Annotated in this window: 13 protein-coding genes; 10 read left to right on the plus strand and 3 right to left on the minus strand. The window is 69.4% G+C overall.

Annotation, left to right across the window (positions count from 1 at the left end):
• The first annotated feature begins 48 nt into the window (after positions 1 to 48).
• On the plus strand, positions 49 to 645 hold the full coding sequence (gene rfbC, locus AC3EO4_RS51160; RefSeq protein ID WP_379577706.1) for a dTDP-4-dehydrorhamnose 3,5-epimerase: 597 nt from the start codon (positions 49 to 51) through the stop codon (positions 643 to 645).
• A 51-nt stretch (positions 646 to 696) separates the two neighbouring features.
• Here the strand turns inward: rfbC and AC3EO4_RS51165 are convergent, their stop codons facing one another.
• The 3 genes from AC3EO4_RS51165 to AC3EO4_RS51175 form a co-directional block, all read right to left on the minus strand.
• Complete coding sequence (locus AC3EO4_RS51165; RefSeq protein ID WP_379577704.1) at positions 697 to 1,740, minus strand: 2-oxoacid:ferredoxin oxidoreductase subunit beta; 1,044 nt, start codon at positions 1,738 to 1,740, stop codon at positions 697 to 699.
• On the minus strand, positions 1,733 to 3,568 hold the full coding sequence (locus tag AC3EO4_RS51170; protein ID WP_431903339.1) for a 2-oxoacid:acceptor oxidoreductase subunit alpha: 1,836 nt from the start codon (positions 3,566 to 3,568) through the stop codon (positions 1,733 to 1,735). Before AC3EO4_RS51170 ends, AC3EO4_RS51165 begins: the two co-directional genes overlap by 8 nt.
• Positions 3,569 to 3,804: 236 nt before the next feature.
• Entirely contained in the window at positions 3,805 to 5,244 is a 1,440-nt protein-coding gene (locus AC3EO4_RS51175) for a polysaccharide deacetylase family protein (RefSeq protein ID WP_431903342.1), read from the minus strand.
• 87 nt (positions 5,245 to 5,331) lie between these two features.
• On the opposite strand from AC3EO4_RS51175, the gene AC3EO4_RS51180 reads away from it, so the two are divergent.
• The 9 genes from AC3EO4_RS51180 (at position 5,332) to nuoH (ending at position 13,960) form a co-directional block, all read left to right on the plus strand.
• Complete coding sequence (locus tag AC3EO4_RS51180) at positions 5,332 to 5,703, plus strand: NADH-quinone oxidoreductase subunit A (protein WP_431903345.1); 372 nt, start codon at positions 5,332 to 5,334, stop codon at positions 5,701 to 5,703.
• Between the two features lie 130 nt (positions 5,704 to 5,833).
• Positions 5,834 to 6,583, plus strand: coding sequence for a LuxR C-terminal-related transcriptional regulator (locus tag AC3EO4_RS51185; RefSeq protein ID WP_379577696.1), 750 nt, complete (start codon positions 5,834 to 5,836; stop codon positions 6,581 to 6,583).
• A 319-nt stretch (positions 6,584 to 6,902) separates the two neighbouring features.
• Positions 6,903 to 7,799, plus strand: a complete 897-nt coding sequence (locus AC3EO4_RS51190) for a LysR family transcriptional regulator (RefSeq protein ID WP_431903348.1) — start codon at positions 6,903 to 6,905, stop codon at positions 7,797 to 7,799.
• 221 nt (positions 7,800 to 8,020) lie between these two features.
• Positions 8,021 to 8,476: a carboxymuconolactone decarboxylase family protein gene (locus AC3EO4_RS51195; RefSeq protein WP_379577692.1), complete on the plus strand. Its 456-nt coding sequence runs from the start codon at positions 8,021 to 8,023 to the stop codon at positions 8,474 to 8,476.
• 187 nt (positions 8,477 to 8,663) lie between these two features.
• On the plus strand, positions 8,664 to 9,374 hold the full coding sequence (locus AC3EO4_RS51200) for an SDR family oxidoreductase (RefSeq protein WP_431903352.1): 711 nt from the start codon (positions 8,664 to 8,666) through the stop codon (positions 9,372 to 9,374).
• 70 nt (positions 9,375 to 9,444) lie between these two features.
• Positions 9,445 to 10,755, plus strand: a complete 1,311-nt coding sequence (locus tag AC3EO4_RS51205) for an FAD-binding oxidoreductase (RefSeq protein ID WP_431903355.1) — start codon at positions 9,445 to 9,447, stop codon at positions 10,753 to 10,755.
• A gap of 832 nt (positions 10,756 to 11,587) precedes the next feature.
• Positions 11,588 to 12,112 carry an NADH-quinone oxidoreductase subunit B gene (locus AC3EO4_RS51210; RefSeq protein WP_431903358.1) on the plus strand — a complete coding sequence of 175 codons (525 nt, stop codon included), beginning with the start codon at positions 11,588 to 11,590 and terminating at the stop codon, positions 12,110 to 12,112.
• Positions 12,109 to 13,014, plus strand: coding sequence for an NADH-quinone oxidoreductase subunit C (locus AC3EO4_RS51215; protein WP_431903360.1), 906 nt, complete (start codon positions 12,109 to 12,111; stop codon positions 13,012 to 13,014). The genes AC3EO4_RS51210 and AC3EO4_RS51215 overlap by 4 nt, the downstream gene beginning before the upstream one ends.
• Positions 13,007 to 13,960, plus strand: coding sequence for an NADH-quinone oxidoreductase subunit NuoH (nuoH, locus tag AC3EO4_RS51220; RefSeq protein ID WP_431903363.1), 954 nt, complete (start codon positions 13,007 to 13,009; stop codon positions 13,958 to 13,960). The genes AC3EO4_RS51215 and nuoH overlap by 8 nt, the downstream gene beginning before the upstream one ends.
• Positions 13,961 to 13,967: the final 7 nt, after the last annotated feature.

The raw sequence follows: 13,967 nt of genomic DNA on the forward strand, positions 1-13,967 counted from the left end.
CCCCACCCCCCCCCCCCCCGCGCTCACACCTGGATGGTTCCCGTGCCCATGGAACAGCTCACCATCGAAGGAGCTCACGTCTTCACCCCTGTCGTCCACGAAGACGACAGGGGAGCCTTCGCGGAATGGTTTCGTGAAGACGAACTGGCCGCGGCGGCAGGACACCCGCTACGGCTCGCTCAGGCGAACTGCTCGGTGTCCCGCGCCGGCGTGCTTCGCGGGGTGCACTTCGCCGCGGTGCCCCCCGGCCAGGCGAAGTACGTCACGTGCGTCGCGGGGGAGGTCCTCGACGTCGTGGTGGACGTGCGTGTCGGCTCACCGACATTCGGCAGGTGGGAGGCGATCCGCCTCGACGCGCAGGATCGCAAGGCTCTCTACCTGGCCGAAGGACTCGGCCACGCGTTCATGGCCATGACCGACGGCGCCACAGTCGTCTACCTCTGTTCGGAGCCGTATGCGCCTGGACGCGAGTTCGGCATCAACCCGCTCGACCCCGATCTCGCGATCGGCTGGCCCCTGAATCTGGAGCCGCGGCTCTCCCCGAAGGACGCGGCCGCCCCCTCGCTGGCGAAAGCGGCACAGCAGGGTCTGCTGCCGTCCTACGACGACTGCACCGGCTACTACGCCAAGCTGCGCAAGGGGTGAACGCCGTGCGTCGGCCCACCACGGCGTGGCGGGCCGACGCACCCCGTCAGGTCAGCCGATGCGCCAGGTGTCGCCGCCCATGAGCAGGTCGCTGAGGTCGCCGGGGCCCTTCTGCGCCACGGCCTCCTCGAGCTGCTCGGCCATCAGCGTGTCGTAGGCGGGCCTGTCGACCTGCCGGAAGATGCCGATCGGCACGTGCTCGAAGGCCGGCTCGTCCAGGCGCGACAGCGCGAACGCCACCGAGGGGTCGGGGTTGTGCGCGTCGTGCACCAGCACGCGGTCGCCCGCCTCCGCCAGCGGAACCACCTCGATGCCGCCGCTCGCCGCCCTGACCACGGCCTTGCTCGCGCTGACGATCGGCTGGCCGTGCTCCAGCCGCAGCGTGATGTCGTCGCGGACCTCGGGGTCCTTGAGCTGCTCGAAGGCGTTGTCGTTGAAGATGTTGCAGTTCTGGTAGATCTCCACCAGAGACGTGCCGCGGTGCGCGGTGGCCTCGCGCAGCACCGACTGCAGGTGCTTGCGGTCGGAGTCGATGGTGCGGGCCACGAACGACGCCTCGGCGCCGAGGGCCAGCGAGATCGGATTGAACGGCTTGTCCAGCGAGCCCATCGGCGTCGACTTGGTGATCTTGCCGATCTCGGAGGTGGGCGAGTACTGGCCCTTGGTCAGCCCGTAGATCCGGTTGTTGAACAGCAGGATGTTCAGGTTGACGTTACGGCGCAGCGCGTGGATCAGGTGGTTGCCACCGATCGACAGCGCGTCACCGTCACCGGTGATCACCCACACGCTCAGGTCGGGCCGGGAGGCCGCCAGGCCGGTGGCGATGGCAGGGGCACGGCCGTGGATGGAGTGGAAGCCGTAGGTGTCGAGGTAGTACGGGAACCGGCTCGAGCAGCCGATGCCGGAGACGAACACGATGTTCTCTCGCCGCAGCCCCAGCTCGGGCAGGAAACTCTGCACCGCGGCGAGGATGGCGTAGTCGCCGCAGCCGGGGCACCAGCGGACCTCCTGGTCGGACTTGAAGTCCTTCAGGGTCTGCTTGCCCTCGGCCTTGGGGATCAGGGCCAGGCCCTTGCCGTTGACGAGTTCACTCACTGTCGATCACGTCCTGGATGACTCCGGCCAGCTCCTCGGCCTTGAACGGGAGCCCGCGCACGCGGTTGTAGCTGATGATGTCGACGAGGAACCTCGCGCGCAGCAGCAGCGCCAGCTGACCGAGGTTGATCTCGGGCAGGAGCACCTTGTTGTAGCTCTTGAGCACGTCGCCGGTGTTGGCGGGCAGCGGGTTGAGGTGCCGCAGGTGCGCCTGCGCGACCTTCCCTCCGGCCTTCCTGATCCTGCGCACGGCCGCCGCGATCGGCCCGTAGGTCGAACCCCAGCCGAGGACCAGCACCCTGGCGTCACCCGTCGGGTCGTCGACCTCGAGGTCGGGCACGTCGATGCCGTCGATCTTGGCCTGGCGGAGCCTGACCATGCGGTCGTGGTTGTTCGGGTCGTAGGAGATGTTGCCCGAGCCGTCGGCCTTCTCGATGCCGCCGATGCGGTGCTCGAGGCCCGCGGTGCCGGGGATCGCCCACGGGCGGGCCAGGGTCTCGGCGTCGCGCTTGTAGGGCAGGAACTCCTCGTCCGTCACGGTGGCGAACTCGGTGGAGATGTCCGGCAGGTCGGAGATCTCGGGCAGCCGCCACGGCTCGGAGCCGTTGGCCAGGTAGCCGTCGGACAGCAGGTAGACGGGCGTGCGGTACTTCACCGCGATCCGGGCGGCCTCGATCGCCGCGTCGAAGCAGTCGCTCGGCGTGGAGGGGGCCACGATAGGCACCGGCGACTCGCCGTTGCGGCCGAACATCGCCATCAGCAGGTCGGTCTGCTCGGTCTTGGTCGGCATGCCGGTGGAGGGGCCCGCCCGCTGCACGTCGACCAGGATCAGCGGCAGTTCGGTCATGACCGCCAGGCCGATGGTCTCGGCCTTCAGCGCCACACCGGGACCGCTGGTCGTCGTCACGCCGAGCGCACCGCCGAAGGCGGCGCCCAGCGCGGCGCCGACGCCCGCGATCTCGTCCTCCGCCTGGAAGGTACGGATGCCGAAGCGCTTGTGCCTGGACAGCTCGTGGAGGATGTCGCTGGCCGGAGTGATCGGGTAGGAGCCGAGGAACAGCGGCAGCTTCGCCTGCACGCCGGCCGCGATCAGCCCGTAGGCCAGCGCCTGGTTGCCCGAGATGTTGCGGTAGACGCCGGGCGCCAGCTTGGCCGGCTTGACCTCGTAGGAGACCGAGAACGACTCGGTCGTCTCGCCGTAGTTCCAGCCCGCCTGGAAGGCCGCGATGTTGGCCTTGGCGATCTCGGGCTTCTTGGCGAACTTCTGCTCGAGGAAGGTGATCGTGTGCTCGGTCGGCCGGTGGTAGAGCCAGCTCAGCAGCCCGAGGGCGAACATGTTCTTGGAACGCTCGGCGTCCTTCTTCGACAGCTCGAAGCCTTCGAGCGCCTTCACGGTGAGCGAGGTCAGCGGCACGGCATGGACGCGCCACTCGCCGAGCGAGTCATCCTCGAGCGGGCTGGCGTCGTAGCCCACCTTCTGCAGGTTGCGCTTGGTGAACTCGTCGGTGTTGGCGATGATGTCCGCGCCCTTGGGCAGGTCGCCCAGGTTGGCCTTCAGCGCCGCCGGGTTCATGGCGACCAGGACGTTGGGCGCGTCGCCCGGCGTCAGGATGTCGTGGTCGGCGAAGTGCAGCTGGAAGCTCGACACACCGGGAAGCGTCCCTGCGGGTGCCCGAATCTCGGCAGGGAAGTTGGGCAGGGTGGACAGGTCGTTGCCGAACTCCGCCGTTCCAGCGGTGAAGCGGTCGCCGGTGAGCTGCATTCCGTCGCCGGAGTCGCCGGCGAACCGAATGATCACTCTGTCGAGTTGCTGAACCTGCTTGGTCACAGCGAAGTCCTCCTCGACTGCGCTCGTGGCACGTTCTCAAATTCCATGCTAAGTCCTCGGGGGTCACACGTTTCCGTGATGCGCATCACGGGTACACGCGGTGAAAGTCAGGCAGACGCGAGAGAACGAAAGGGGCGACACAGCCCTGCCGCGAGCCGGCACAGGTCAACGTGCAGGCGGGCGAAGAGGACGGTTCGGGTCACGCTGCCTAACTATATGCGCCCACGAAGGCTTACCTACGTCAGGGGTTGCTTACCCGAGGAGTAGACGCGACCTGGCTTCATCCCGGCCGAGCCGTACAGCTCGGGAACCGTGACAAACGTATAGCCCTTCTTGGTCAACTGCCGCAGAATCTCTGGAACGGCCTCGACCGTCGTGTCGTGGATGTCGTGCATGAGGATGATCGCCCCTGGATGCGCGCTCTGGACCGCGCGCCGCACCACCGCACGCGGGTCGTTGTCGCGTGAGTCGAGGGTGTCGACGTCCCAGTTGACCAAAGAGATCCCCATTTTTCGGGCAATGGCCCTGACGTCCTTGTTCACCGCCCCGTACGGCGCGCGGGCGAGGGTGGGCGTCTGGCCCAGCTCGGCGCTGATCACGCTCTGAGCCCTGACGAGGGCGTCGGCGACCTTGCTGCTCGACAGCTTCGTCAGGTCGCGGTGCGCCCAGGTGTGGTTGCCGACCAGGTGTCCCTGCTCGCGCATGCGGGAGACCAGCTCGGGGCGGGCCGCCACGTTCGTCCCGACGGTGAAGAAGGTGGCCCTCGCGCCCGCGTTCTCCAGCTCGTCCAGCAGCCGGCCGGTGTGGGGTCCCGGCCCGTCGTCGAACGTCAGCGCGATGCACATGGCGTCGTCGCAGTTCACGCTGCCCGCCCTGGAGCTCGTGGCCGGCGGGCTCTTGACGGGCGTCCCGCTGACCGCCGGCGAGGGCGGGGCGTCCCTGGCGGCGGCCCGTGCCCGCCAGCCGGCCGGTGACAGCAGCGACTCGACCCGCTTCGCCGGTACGGCGACCGCCACCCTGCCCAGCGCCCCCGGCCCCACCTGGTAGTCGTCGAACTCCACGACGAGGTCGCCCTCGCGATTGAAGGCCATGGAGTCGAACAGGCCGGGGTCGGCTTTCACGGCGTCGTAGTCGACCTCGGAGCCGCGCTGCCTGAGCTCGGACCTGACGATGGCCGCCAGCGGGTACAGGGTCGTGACCAGGCCGGGGGAGTCGACGACCTTGCCGGTGACCTTGTCGTACCAGATGGTCCGCAGCGAGTTGGCCCAGCTGGCTCCGGCGAACTCGCCGGTGCGCAGCCGCACGCCGACGATGTCGCCTGTGGCGGCGGTCAGCTGCCAGTCCACGTTGAACTCGGGGCGCGGTTCGAGGGCCGCGGCGCTCGTGGCCTCCACGAAGCGGTGCAGCTGGCTCTGGGCCAGCTCGCCGAGCCTGTGGTTGAGCTCGGTGGCGCCTTTCAGCTCCGGATAGACAATGTGCACATCCCTGTCTCCTGAGTCGCCCAGCGTGAGTGTCCTGGTGGTGAGACCTGGGACCGCAGAGGGGTCGACGAAGCTGATCATCGTGGGCTCGGCGGGTACGTGGAGTTCCCGCTCGGGGGAGGCGGTGGCCATGCCGCAGCCGGTGGTGGCGGCGGCTATAAGCGCGATTCCTCCGAAGAATCGCCTTTTGTGCATGCAGGCCAGGTTATGGGGGATCAATCCTGCTTTGCCCCGATTTGGGATTAAGAGGACAGAGGCTTTGGCCGGGGTTACGATCAGCACATGGGTGGCTACTTCGGCTCCTACGCGCTGGTCTTCGCGCTGCTCGTCATCGGCGTGGCCATCGTCGCCGGCGCCCTCATGGCCAATCGCCTGCTGCGCCCCACACGCCCGACGCCCGAGAAGCTCACCACCTACGAGTGCGGCGTCGACCCTGTCGGCGAGGGATGGGCCCAGTCGCAGATCAGGTACTACGTCTTCATCTACCTGTACGTGGTGTTCGCGGTCGACGCGGTGTTCCTGTTCCCGTGGGCGACCGTGTTCGCGGCGCCCGGCTACGGGATGACGACGCTGGTGGAGATGTTCGTCTTCCTGGGCTTCATCGCGCTCGGCATCGTCTACGCCTGGCGCAAGCGCGTCCTCACCTGGACGTAGCGTCCGACCCGATTCACCCGATCATTGGCGCCACCCCGCAGAGTACGCAGGTCAACGGCCCCTTTCCCTGACTTGCCCGGACGGGCAAGGTGTGCGCAGACTGTGCGCGCCACGATCGCGAAGGGGAGTGATGGACGAGGTCGAAACGAGCGGCAGGCGATTGGAGTCGATCGCGAAGGAGCTCGCCCAGATCGCCGCGTTCCAGGCCGCGCTGCCGGTCACCGCGTACGACGTGGAACGCATCGAGGACAACGGCGCCGTCTGGGAGCTGATCCGCGACCTCACCGAGAAGGCGGAGGAGATCCTCGCCATGCGCGCGAGGGACGCGAGGCGGCGAGACGAGAAGGGCGCCAAGATCATCACCTTCGCCGCCCTCGAACGCGGCACGATCATGCGCACGGTCGTCAGGGCCGACGTGCTCAAGAGCCCCGACCAGGCCGCCAGGATCAGGGAACTGCACGCCGCCGGCGACCTGCACCGCGTCACCGACGAGCAGTTCAGGGAACTGCTGATCTTCGACCGGCGGGTCGCCTTCATGCCGATCGACCCCGACGAGCTCCCTCTGGGCGCGCTGATGGTCCGCCAGCCCAGCATGGTCGCCTCGCTGGTCGACCTCTTCGAACAGTCCTGGGCCAGGGCCAGGGACGTCACGACGCCGTTCGACCGGATGGACCGCCTGACCAGGCGCGAGCGCGAAGTACTGGGGCTCATGGCCGAGGGCAGGTCGAACGGCGCCATCGCCAGGACCCTGTCCATCACCGAAGTGACCGTCGCCAAGCACGTGGCCAACATCTTCTGCAAGCTCGACCTGTCGCCCGCCGAGAGCGACCACCGGCGCGTCCTCGCCGTGCTCGCCTACCTCCGCACCAGCGGAAGGTAGAGCCAGCTATACCCGCGATCTCCGCTCCAGCGCCCATGCGCTCACCGGACGGGCACCGCTTCAATGACCAGCGTGACCCGACCGGGGGAGTACGGGGCGCGAGGGAACACAACCCAGGGAGTACGGCGGAAGCACGCCGTGGCATGACGCCGAGGCGATGACCGTGCTGCGAAGCTCCCGGCTGTTCCTACGTCGTCGACATCCCGCAGGGTCCGCCGCCGGCAGATCGACTCCTCCGACTCTCAGCCACGAGCCGGGTCCTGATCAATGCCGGAATGCGAAAGGACCGATAAGTGTGACAAATCGTCGGAGGTGAGCGGTGGACCAGCGTGACATCGAAACCTTTCTCACGCTCGCTGAAGAGCTCCACTTCGGCCGCACGGCCGAGCGGCTGAGGCTGTCGCAGGGCGCCGTCAGCCAGATCATCAAGAAGCTCGAACGCCAGGTGGGCGCCCCCCTGTTCGAGCGGAGCAGCCGCCACGTCGCGCTCACCGGCATCGGCAGGCGGCTGCGCGACGACATCGAGCCCGCCCACCGCCTGATCAAGGAGGGCGTCGCCAGGGCCACCTCCGCGGGCAGGGGCATCGGCGGCGTGCTCACCCTCGGATTCGTCGGAGCCGCGATGGGCGACCTGCTCGTCGAGGTCGGCGAGCTGTTCAGGATCGGCCACGCCGACTGCGAGGTGCGTCTCAGGGAGATCCAGGTCATCGAAGGACTCGGGCCGTTGCGCGCCGGCGAGATCGACATGATGGGCGCCCCGTTCCCGCTCGACGAACCAGACCTGACCACGGGGCCCATGCTCCTGCGCGAGCCGCGCATGCTGGCCGTGCCCGCCTCCCATCGGATGGCCCGCCGCAGCTCCGTCTCGCTCGAGGACCTCGCCCAGCTTCCCGTCCTGAACATGCCGTCCTCATGGTCACCGGTCTTCATCGAGGACAGGACCCCAAGCCGCACGCCCAGCGGCAAGCCGATCACGCGCGGCCCCGACATCAGGACCCTCCAGGAGGCCCTGGCCCTCACGGCGGCGGGAAAGGGCGTCTTCCCCGTCGGCGCCCAGGTCATGCGCTACTACGTCAGGCCCGGCATCGTCTACATCCCCTTCCGCGACGCCCCGCCCCTCGAATGGGGCCTGGTCTGGCGCACCGCCGACGAGACCCATCGCATCAGAGCGTTCGCCGACGTCGCCAAGACGCGGGTGAACGATCGGACTTCGTGATCGATCCATCCGAACCTCGGGATTGTTCGCCTCGCCGGTCCTGGCGATTCTGATGATCGGAGAGCGGCGGCTCTGACCTGCCGCTCCCCGCGCCGCTTCGTCCTCGATCACATTCCGCCCCGGCCCCCGGTCACGTTCCGCCGCCGCGGTCCGTCAGAGGAGCGAAGACCAGGAACCCGGCCGGTTCGGCGCGCGGCGAACGATCCCGAAGGAGAACGATCATGGAAGCACGGATGGGCAACCCGGCCACGGTGGTGCCTGGCGCGATGCAGGGACTGCTGGCCGTGGGCAAGGCCGTCGAGGGCACCGGCCTGCCCAAGAACCTGCTCGAACTCGTCAACCTGCGCGCCAGCCAGATCAACGGGTGCAGCGTCTGCGTCGACATGCACGCCCGGGCCCTGCGGAAGGACGGCGAGAGCGACGAACGCCTCTTCGCGGTGGCCGCATGGCGCGACACGCCGTACTTCACCGACGAGGAGCGGGCCGCGCTGGCCCTCGCCGAGCACCTCACCAGGCTCGCCGACACCCCCGAAGCCGTGCCCGACCCCATCTGGGACGAGGCCGCCGACAGCTTCGACGAAAGGCAGCTGGCGGCGCTGATCCTCGGGATCGCCACCGTCAACCTCTGGAACCGGCTCAACGCGGCCACCAGGCAGGTCGCGGGCGCCTGGGGCTGAGAGCCGCTGAGGCTCAGCGGGCGCCGCCGTTTGAGGTCGAGGGGCGGCCACATCACCTGAGGTTCAGCGGTAGCCGCGCCATCCGAGGTCGAGCGGGAGCCGCCTCCCCTGAGGTTCAGCGGTAGCGGCGCCATCCGAGGTTGAGCGGCGGCCGATCGACGAGTGATACAGATCAGAAGGGGAGATCATGCGCATGACAGCCCTCATCAGCGGCGCCAACAAGGGCATCGGCTTCGAGACCGCCCGGCTGCTCGCCGAGAAGGGCATCACCGCGATCGTGGGCGCCCGCGACGAGCAGCGGGACAAGGCCGCGGCCGAGCGCCTCGGCCAGCCGTACGTGCGGCTCGACGTCACTGACGATTCCAGCGTGCGGGCCGCGGCCACGTGGGTCGAGCAGGAGTACGGCACGCTCGACATCCTCGTGAACAACGCGGGCGTCGTCGCGCCCGAGGACCGGCGGCTGCCGAGCACCTCCTCACTCGAGGTGGTCAGGCGCGTCTTCGAGACGAACGTGTTCGGCGTGATCGCGGTGACCAACGCGATGCTGCCGCTGCTGCGCAGCTCGCCCGCGGGCCGGATTGTCAACGTCTCCAGCGAGCTGGCCTCGATGACCAACGCGCTCGTCAGGGACAGTCCGATCGGGGCGCTCAACGACATGCCGTACAACTCGTCGAAAGCCGCTGTCAACATGATCACGGTGTCGTACGCCAAGGAGCTATGGGACACCCCGATCAAGGTGAACCGCACCGACCCCGGCTGGTGCGCCACCGACATCAACGGCGGCTCCGGATACCGGTCGGCCGAGCAGGGCGCGGCGATCGCCGTCCGGCTCGCGACCCTGGGCGCCGACGGTCCCGGCGGCGCCTTCCTCCAGGACGCGGGGCCCATCCCCTGGTGAGATCCCCTTGCACGATCCCCTGGTGAAACCCCATCGATCGATCAACGATCATCAACTGAGGAGCATGGACATGAGTGACAACAGTTTGCGCGGCGCGGTCAGGGGCCGGGTGCTGCTCCCTGGCGAGGACGGGTTCGACGCGGCGGCCAAGCCGTGGAACCGGGCCGTCCCGCAGCCCGTCGCGGCCGTGGTGGAGGCCGAGGACGCCGACGATGTGTCCTCCCTCGTCAGATACGCCGCCCAGGTCGGGCTGACGGTGACCGCCCAGCCGAGCGGTCACGGCGCCCCCGGCGACACCGACGGCGTGATCCTGCTGCGCACAGGACGGCTGGACACCGTGGACGTCCGGCCCGACGAGCGGGTGGCCAAGGTGGGCGCCGGCGTGAAGTGGGGACAGGTTCAGGCCGCCTCGGGGGCGCACGGGCTGACCGGCCTCGCCGGCAGTTCCCCTGCGGTCACCGTGGCCGGCTACACCCTCGGCGGAGGCGTCAGCTGGTTCGGCCGCAAGTACGGCTGGGCCGCCGACAGCGTGCTGGCCTTCGACGTCGTCGACGCCGACGGCGAGCAGGTCAGGGTCACCGCCGAGTCCGACCCCGACCTGTTCTGGGCGCTGCGAGGCGGCGGCGGCGACTACGCGGTGGTAACCGGCATCGAGTTCGACCTGTACCCCGCGCCGGCCGTCTACGGCGGCCGGGTCATGTGGCCAGGCGACCGCACGCCCGAGGTGTTCGAGGCGTTCCTCGAGCTCACCGCCCAGGCGCCGCGCGAACTGTCCATTTGGATCAACCGCTTCCAGTTCCCCGGCGGGCCGCCCATGGTCGCCCTGGACCTCACCTACCTCGGCGAGGCGAGCGAGGGGGCGGCGCTGCTCACCCGCCTGAGCAAGATCGACGGCGCCATCTCCGACAGCCGCGGCGTGGTCGCGATCGCCGACCTCGGCGGCATCGCGGCCGAGCCCGTCGACCCCAGCCCCGCCGGCACCAGCGCGGAACTGCTGACCAGCCTCGACGACCTGGCGGTGGCGACCCTGTCGACCGAGCCGATCAACCCCCTGATGAACGTCCAGATCCGCCACCTCGGCGGGGCGCTGGCCGAGCCTGTACCCAGCACCGGCGCCGGCGGCGCGGTGACCGAGCCGTACCTGCTGTACATGCTGGGGCCCGGCCTTCCGCACCTGATCGAGGGCGTGACGGCCAAGCAGGCCCAGCTGGTGGCCGACCTCGACGCCTACGTCAGCGGGCGCAAGCCGTACACCTTCCTGGCGCCGGGAGAGCGGGCGGCGGCGGCCTTCCCCGAAGAGACGCTGACCAGGCTGCGCGCGATCAAGCGGGCTCGCGACCCGCGCAACGTGATCCGCGCCAACTTCCCCATCCTCTCCTGACCTGACTCCGCCGGCTCCGCGGCCCCCACCGCCGCGGAGCCGGACCTCCCCCACGCCAGACCACGGTTCGCCACGCCGCTCCCGCCCCCTTGGTCACAGGACCAGCCTTTCCCGCCCCGTCCGCCCCGTCTGTCCCGCCTGGGTCGGCCAGCCTCGGCCGTCCGCCCCGTCTGTCCCGCCTGGGTCGGCCAGTCTCGGCCGTCCGCTCTGTCCGCCCGCCTGGGTCTGGCGAGTCTCGTCCCCTCGGCCTGCGCCTCGGTTCGGCCAGCCTCGGCGCCCGGCCCGTCGCCGAGGGATACACCGCGGCATCGGGGGACGCCCTCACCCTGGCCGACACCGTCGCCGGGACCTTCACCTTCAGCAAGCCGCGCTGAGCCGCACCCACCCTCCTCCCAGGGATAGAGCCCACCTCGGGGATAGAGCCCACCCCCTCGCAGGTAGTGCCCGCTCCCCTCGCAGAGGTCGACCTGTGCCGCTCCCGCGCCTCGTATGGAAATGCGCACCCCCCGCGGGGAACCCTCGCCCGCATGGAACTCGGGCCGCAGGAAACTCATACCCCGTGTGGAACCCGCGCCCCCTGCGGAACTAGCGCCCCGTGTGGAACCGGCGCCCCGTGTGGAACCGGCGCCCCGTGCGGGCCCGCGCGTTCGCTCGGGATTCGCGCCTCGCCTGCCACGAAAGCTCATCGGCTCCGTGGGCCCGTCCACGGGGAGGGCCTCATAGGTTGCGTGGGGGCGCACTTCGCCTCGCACAGCTGCCGGCGTTGGGTGTTCGGGCGAGATGTCGGGGTGGCCCCCTACTCCTCAGGCAGCCGCCGTTGGAGAATGGCGATATGGCCGATCTTCCGATGCCGACTGTGGGGCCGGTCTCCCGGCTGGCGCCGAAGCCGATGCGCTTCGTGCTCAACTGGGGGCGGCGCTACTCCCTGTGGGTCTTCAACTTCGGGCTGGCGTGCTGCGCGATCGAGTTCATCGCCACCTCGATGAGCAGGCACGACTTCATTCGCTTCGGAGTGATCCCGTTCGCGAACGGCCCCAGGCAGGCGGACCTGATGATCGTCTCGGGTACCGTCACCGACAAGATGGCTCCCGCCGTCAAGCGCCTCTACGAGCAGATGCCCGACCCCAAGTACGTCATCTCGTTCGGCGCGTGCTCCAACTCCGGCGGCCCCTACTGGGACTCGTACTGTGTCACCAAGGGCGTCGACCAGATCATCCCCGTCGACGTCTACGTCCCCGGCTGCCCGCCCAGGCCGGAGGCGCTCCTGCACGGCATCATGAAGCTTCAAGAGCAGATCGCCGAGGAACGGCTGAGCGACCGCTACATCTGGTCACGATCCCACGGGGAGGACGCGTGACGCTCAGCGCGCACTTCGGGGACAGGGCGCAGATCAGCGAGTCGTGGGGCGAGCGCACCGTCGACGTGGACGCCGCCGACTGGATCGAACTGCTGACGTTCTGCAGGGACTCGGGCTACGAGTTCTTCGACTGGCTGACCGGCGTGGACGAGCCGCCCGACGTCTTCGGGATCGTCGCGCACGTCTACAACCCGTCCACGCACGACCGGCTGCTGCTGCGGACGACGGTGTCCCACGCCGACCCGCGCCTGCCGTCCGCCGTCGGCGTCTACCGGGGCGCGAACTGGCACGAACGGGAAACGTTCGAGATGTTCGGCGTGGTCTTCGAGGAGCACCCCTACCTGGTGCCGCTGCTGCTGCCGGACGGCTTCGAGGGACACCCGTTGCGCAAGGACTTCGTGCTCGCGGCTCGGGTGGCCAAGCCCTGGCCCGGCGCGAAGGAGCCCGGCGAGTCGGGCCATGGCGCGCCGAGCCGCCGCAAGACGCTCCCGCCCGGCGTTCCCGCCGAGTGGGGCCCCTCCTCGGCCGAGCCGCCGCCACCCGACGCCCCCTCCGCGCAACCGTCGCCCGCCTCGCCCGCGTCACCGCCGTCCGCCTCGCCCGCGTCACCGCCGTCCGCGTCTCCGGAGTCGCAAGCGTCCGCGCCTCCGGAACCCCAAGCGTCCGCGCCTCCGTCGGCTCCCGCCGCGCCGAGGTCACGGCCACCCGCGCGACCGGAGCCAGGGGAGCCCGCGTCATCACAGGCCGCGCCGCCAGGGTCACAGGAGTCCGCGTCTCCGGCGCCCGCCGCGCCGACGTCATCGCCGGCGCCCGCGCCTCCCGCGCCTCCGTCGGATCCCGCGCCTCCCGCGCCTCCGTCGGATCCCGCACCGCCCGCGTCCGTGGAGGAGCCCGATGGGTGACGTTCTCGACATCGTCCTGCGCTTCGTCGTCATCCTGCTCGTCTTCCTCCTCCTGCCGCTGATCGTCGGCCAGACCGAGCACAAGGTCATGGCGCACATGCAGTCACGCCTCGGCCCCATGTACGCCGGGGGCTTCCACGGCTGGGCGCAGCTCATCGCCGACGGCGTGAAGTTCGCCCAGAAGGAGGACGTGATCCCCGCCGCGGCCGACCGCCGCGTCTTCCAGATCGCGCCCGGCGTCGCGCTCGTGCCGTACCTGCTCGTGCTGATCGTCATTCCGATCGGCCCGGGGCTCGTGGGCGTGGACCTCGATCTCGGCCTGTTCTACGTGCTCGCGGTCATGGGCATCGGGGTGCTCGGCTCGATCATGGCGGGGTGGGCCTCGGCCAACAAGTACTCGGTGCTGGGCGGAATGCGCGCGGCGGCTCAGCTGATGTCGTACGAGTTGCCGCTCGTCCTGGCGGCCTCCTCGGTGGCGATGGCGGCGGGCACCCTCTCACTTGGCGGGATCGTCGAGGCATGGCAGTGGTGGTGGCTGCCTTGGCAGGCGATCGGCGCGGTGGTCTTCTTCCTGGCGGGGCTCGCGGAGCTGCGCCGCCCGCCGTTCGACATGCCGATCGCCGAGTCCGAGATCATCATGGGCCCGATGACGGAGTACACGGGCATGCGGTTCGCCCTGTTCATGCTGTCGGAGTACGTCGGCATCGTGGTGCTGTCCTTCCTCACGGCGGTGCTGTTCCTGGGCGGCTGGCACGGGCCGCTGCTGCCCGGCGTGGTCTGGACGTTCCTGAAGATGTTCGCGCTGGCGTTCCTGGTGATCTGGATGCGGGTCAGCTTCCCCCGGCTGAGGGAGGACCAGCTGCAGCGGCTCGCGTGGGTCGGGCTGGTCCCGCTCGCCCTGGTGCAGCTCGCCATCACGGGCGTGGTCAAGGTTCTCGCCGGCTGACCCGCTG

Source organism: Nonomuraea sp. bgisy101, from assembly GCF_057708945.1.

Coding starts and splice junctions, on each gene's coding strand:
- AC3EO4_RS51185 (WP_379577696.1), top strand. CDS start 5,834: ATGGACGAGGTCGAAACGAGCGGCAGGCGATTGGAGTCGATCGCGAAG.
- AC3EO4_RS51180 (WP_431903345.1), top strand. CDS start 5,332: ATGGGTGGCTACTTCGGCTCCTACGCGCTGGTCTTCGCGCTGCTCGTC.
- rfbC (WP_379577706.1), top strand. CDS start 49: ATGGAACAGCTCACCATCGAAGGAGCTCACGTCTTCACCCCTGTCGTC.
- AC3EO4_RS51175 (WP_431903342.1), bottom strand. CDS start 5,244: ATGCACAAAAGGCGATTCTTCGGAGGAATCGCGCTTATAGCCGCCGCC.
- AC3EO4_RS51210 (WP_431903358.1), top strand. CDS start 11,588: ATGGCCGATCTTCCGATGCCGACTGTGGGGCCGGTCTCCCGGCTGGCG.
- AC3EO4_RS51200 (WP_431903352.1), top strand. CDS start 8,664: ATGCGCATGACAGCCCTCATCAGCGGCGCCAACAAGGGCATCGGCTTC.
- AC3EO4_RS51195 (WP_379577692.1), top strand. CDS start 8,021: ATGGAAGCACGGATGGGCAACCCGGCCACGGTGGTGCCTGGCGCGATG.
- AC3EO4_RS51205 (WP_431903355.1), top strand. CDS start 9,445: ATGAGTGACAACAGTTTGCGCGGCGCGGTCAGGGGCCGGGTGCTGCTC.
- nuoH (WP_431903363.1), top strand. CDS start 13,007: ATGGGTGACGTTCTCGACATCGTCCTGCGCTTCGTCGTCATCCTGCTC.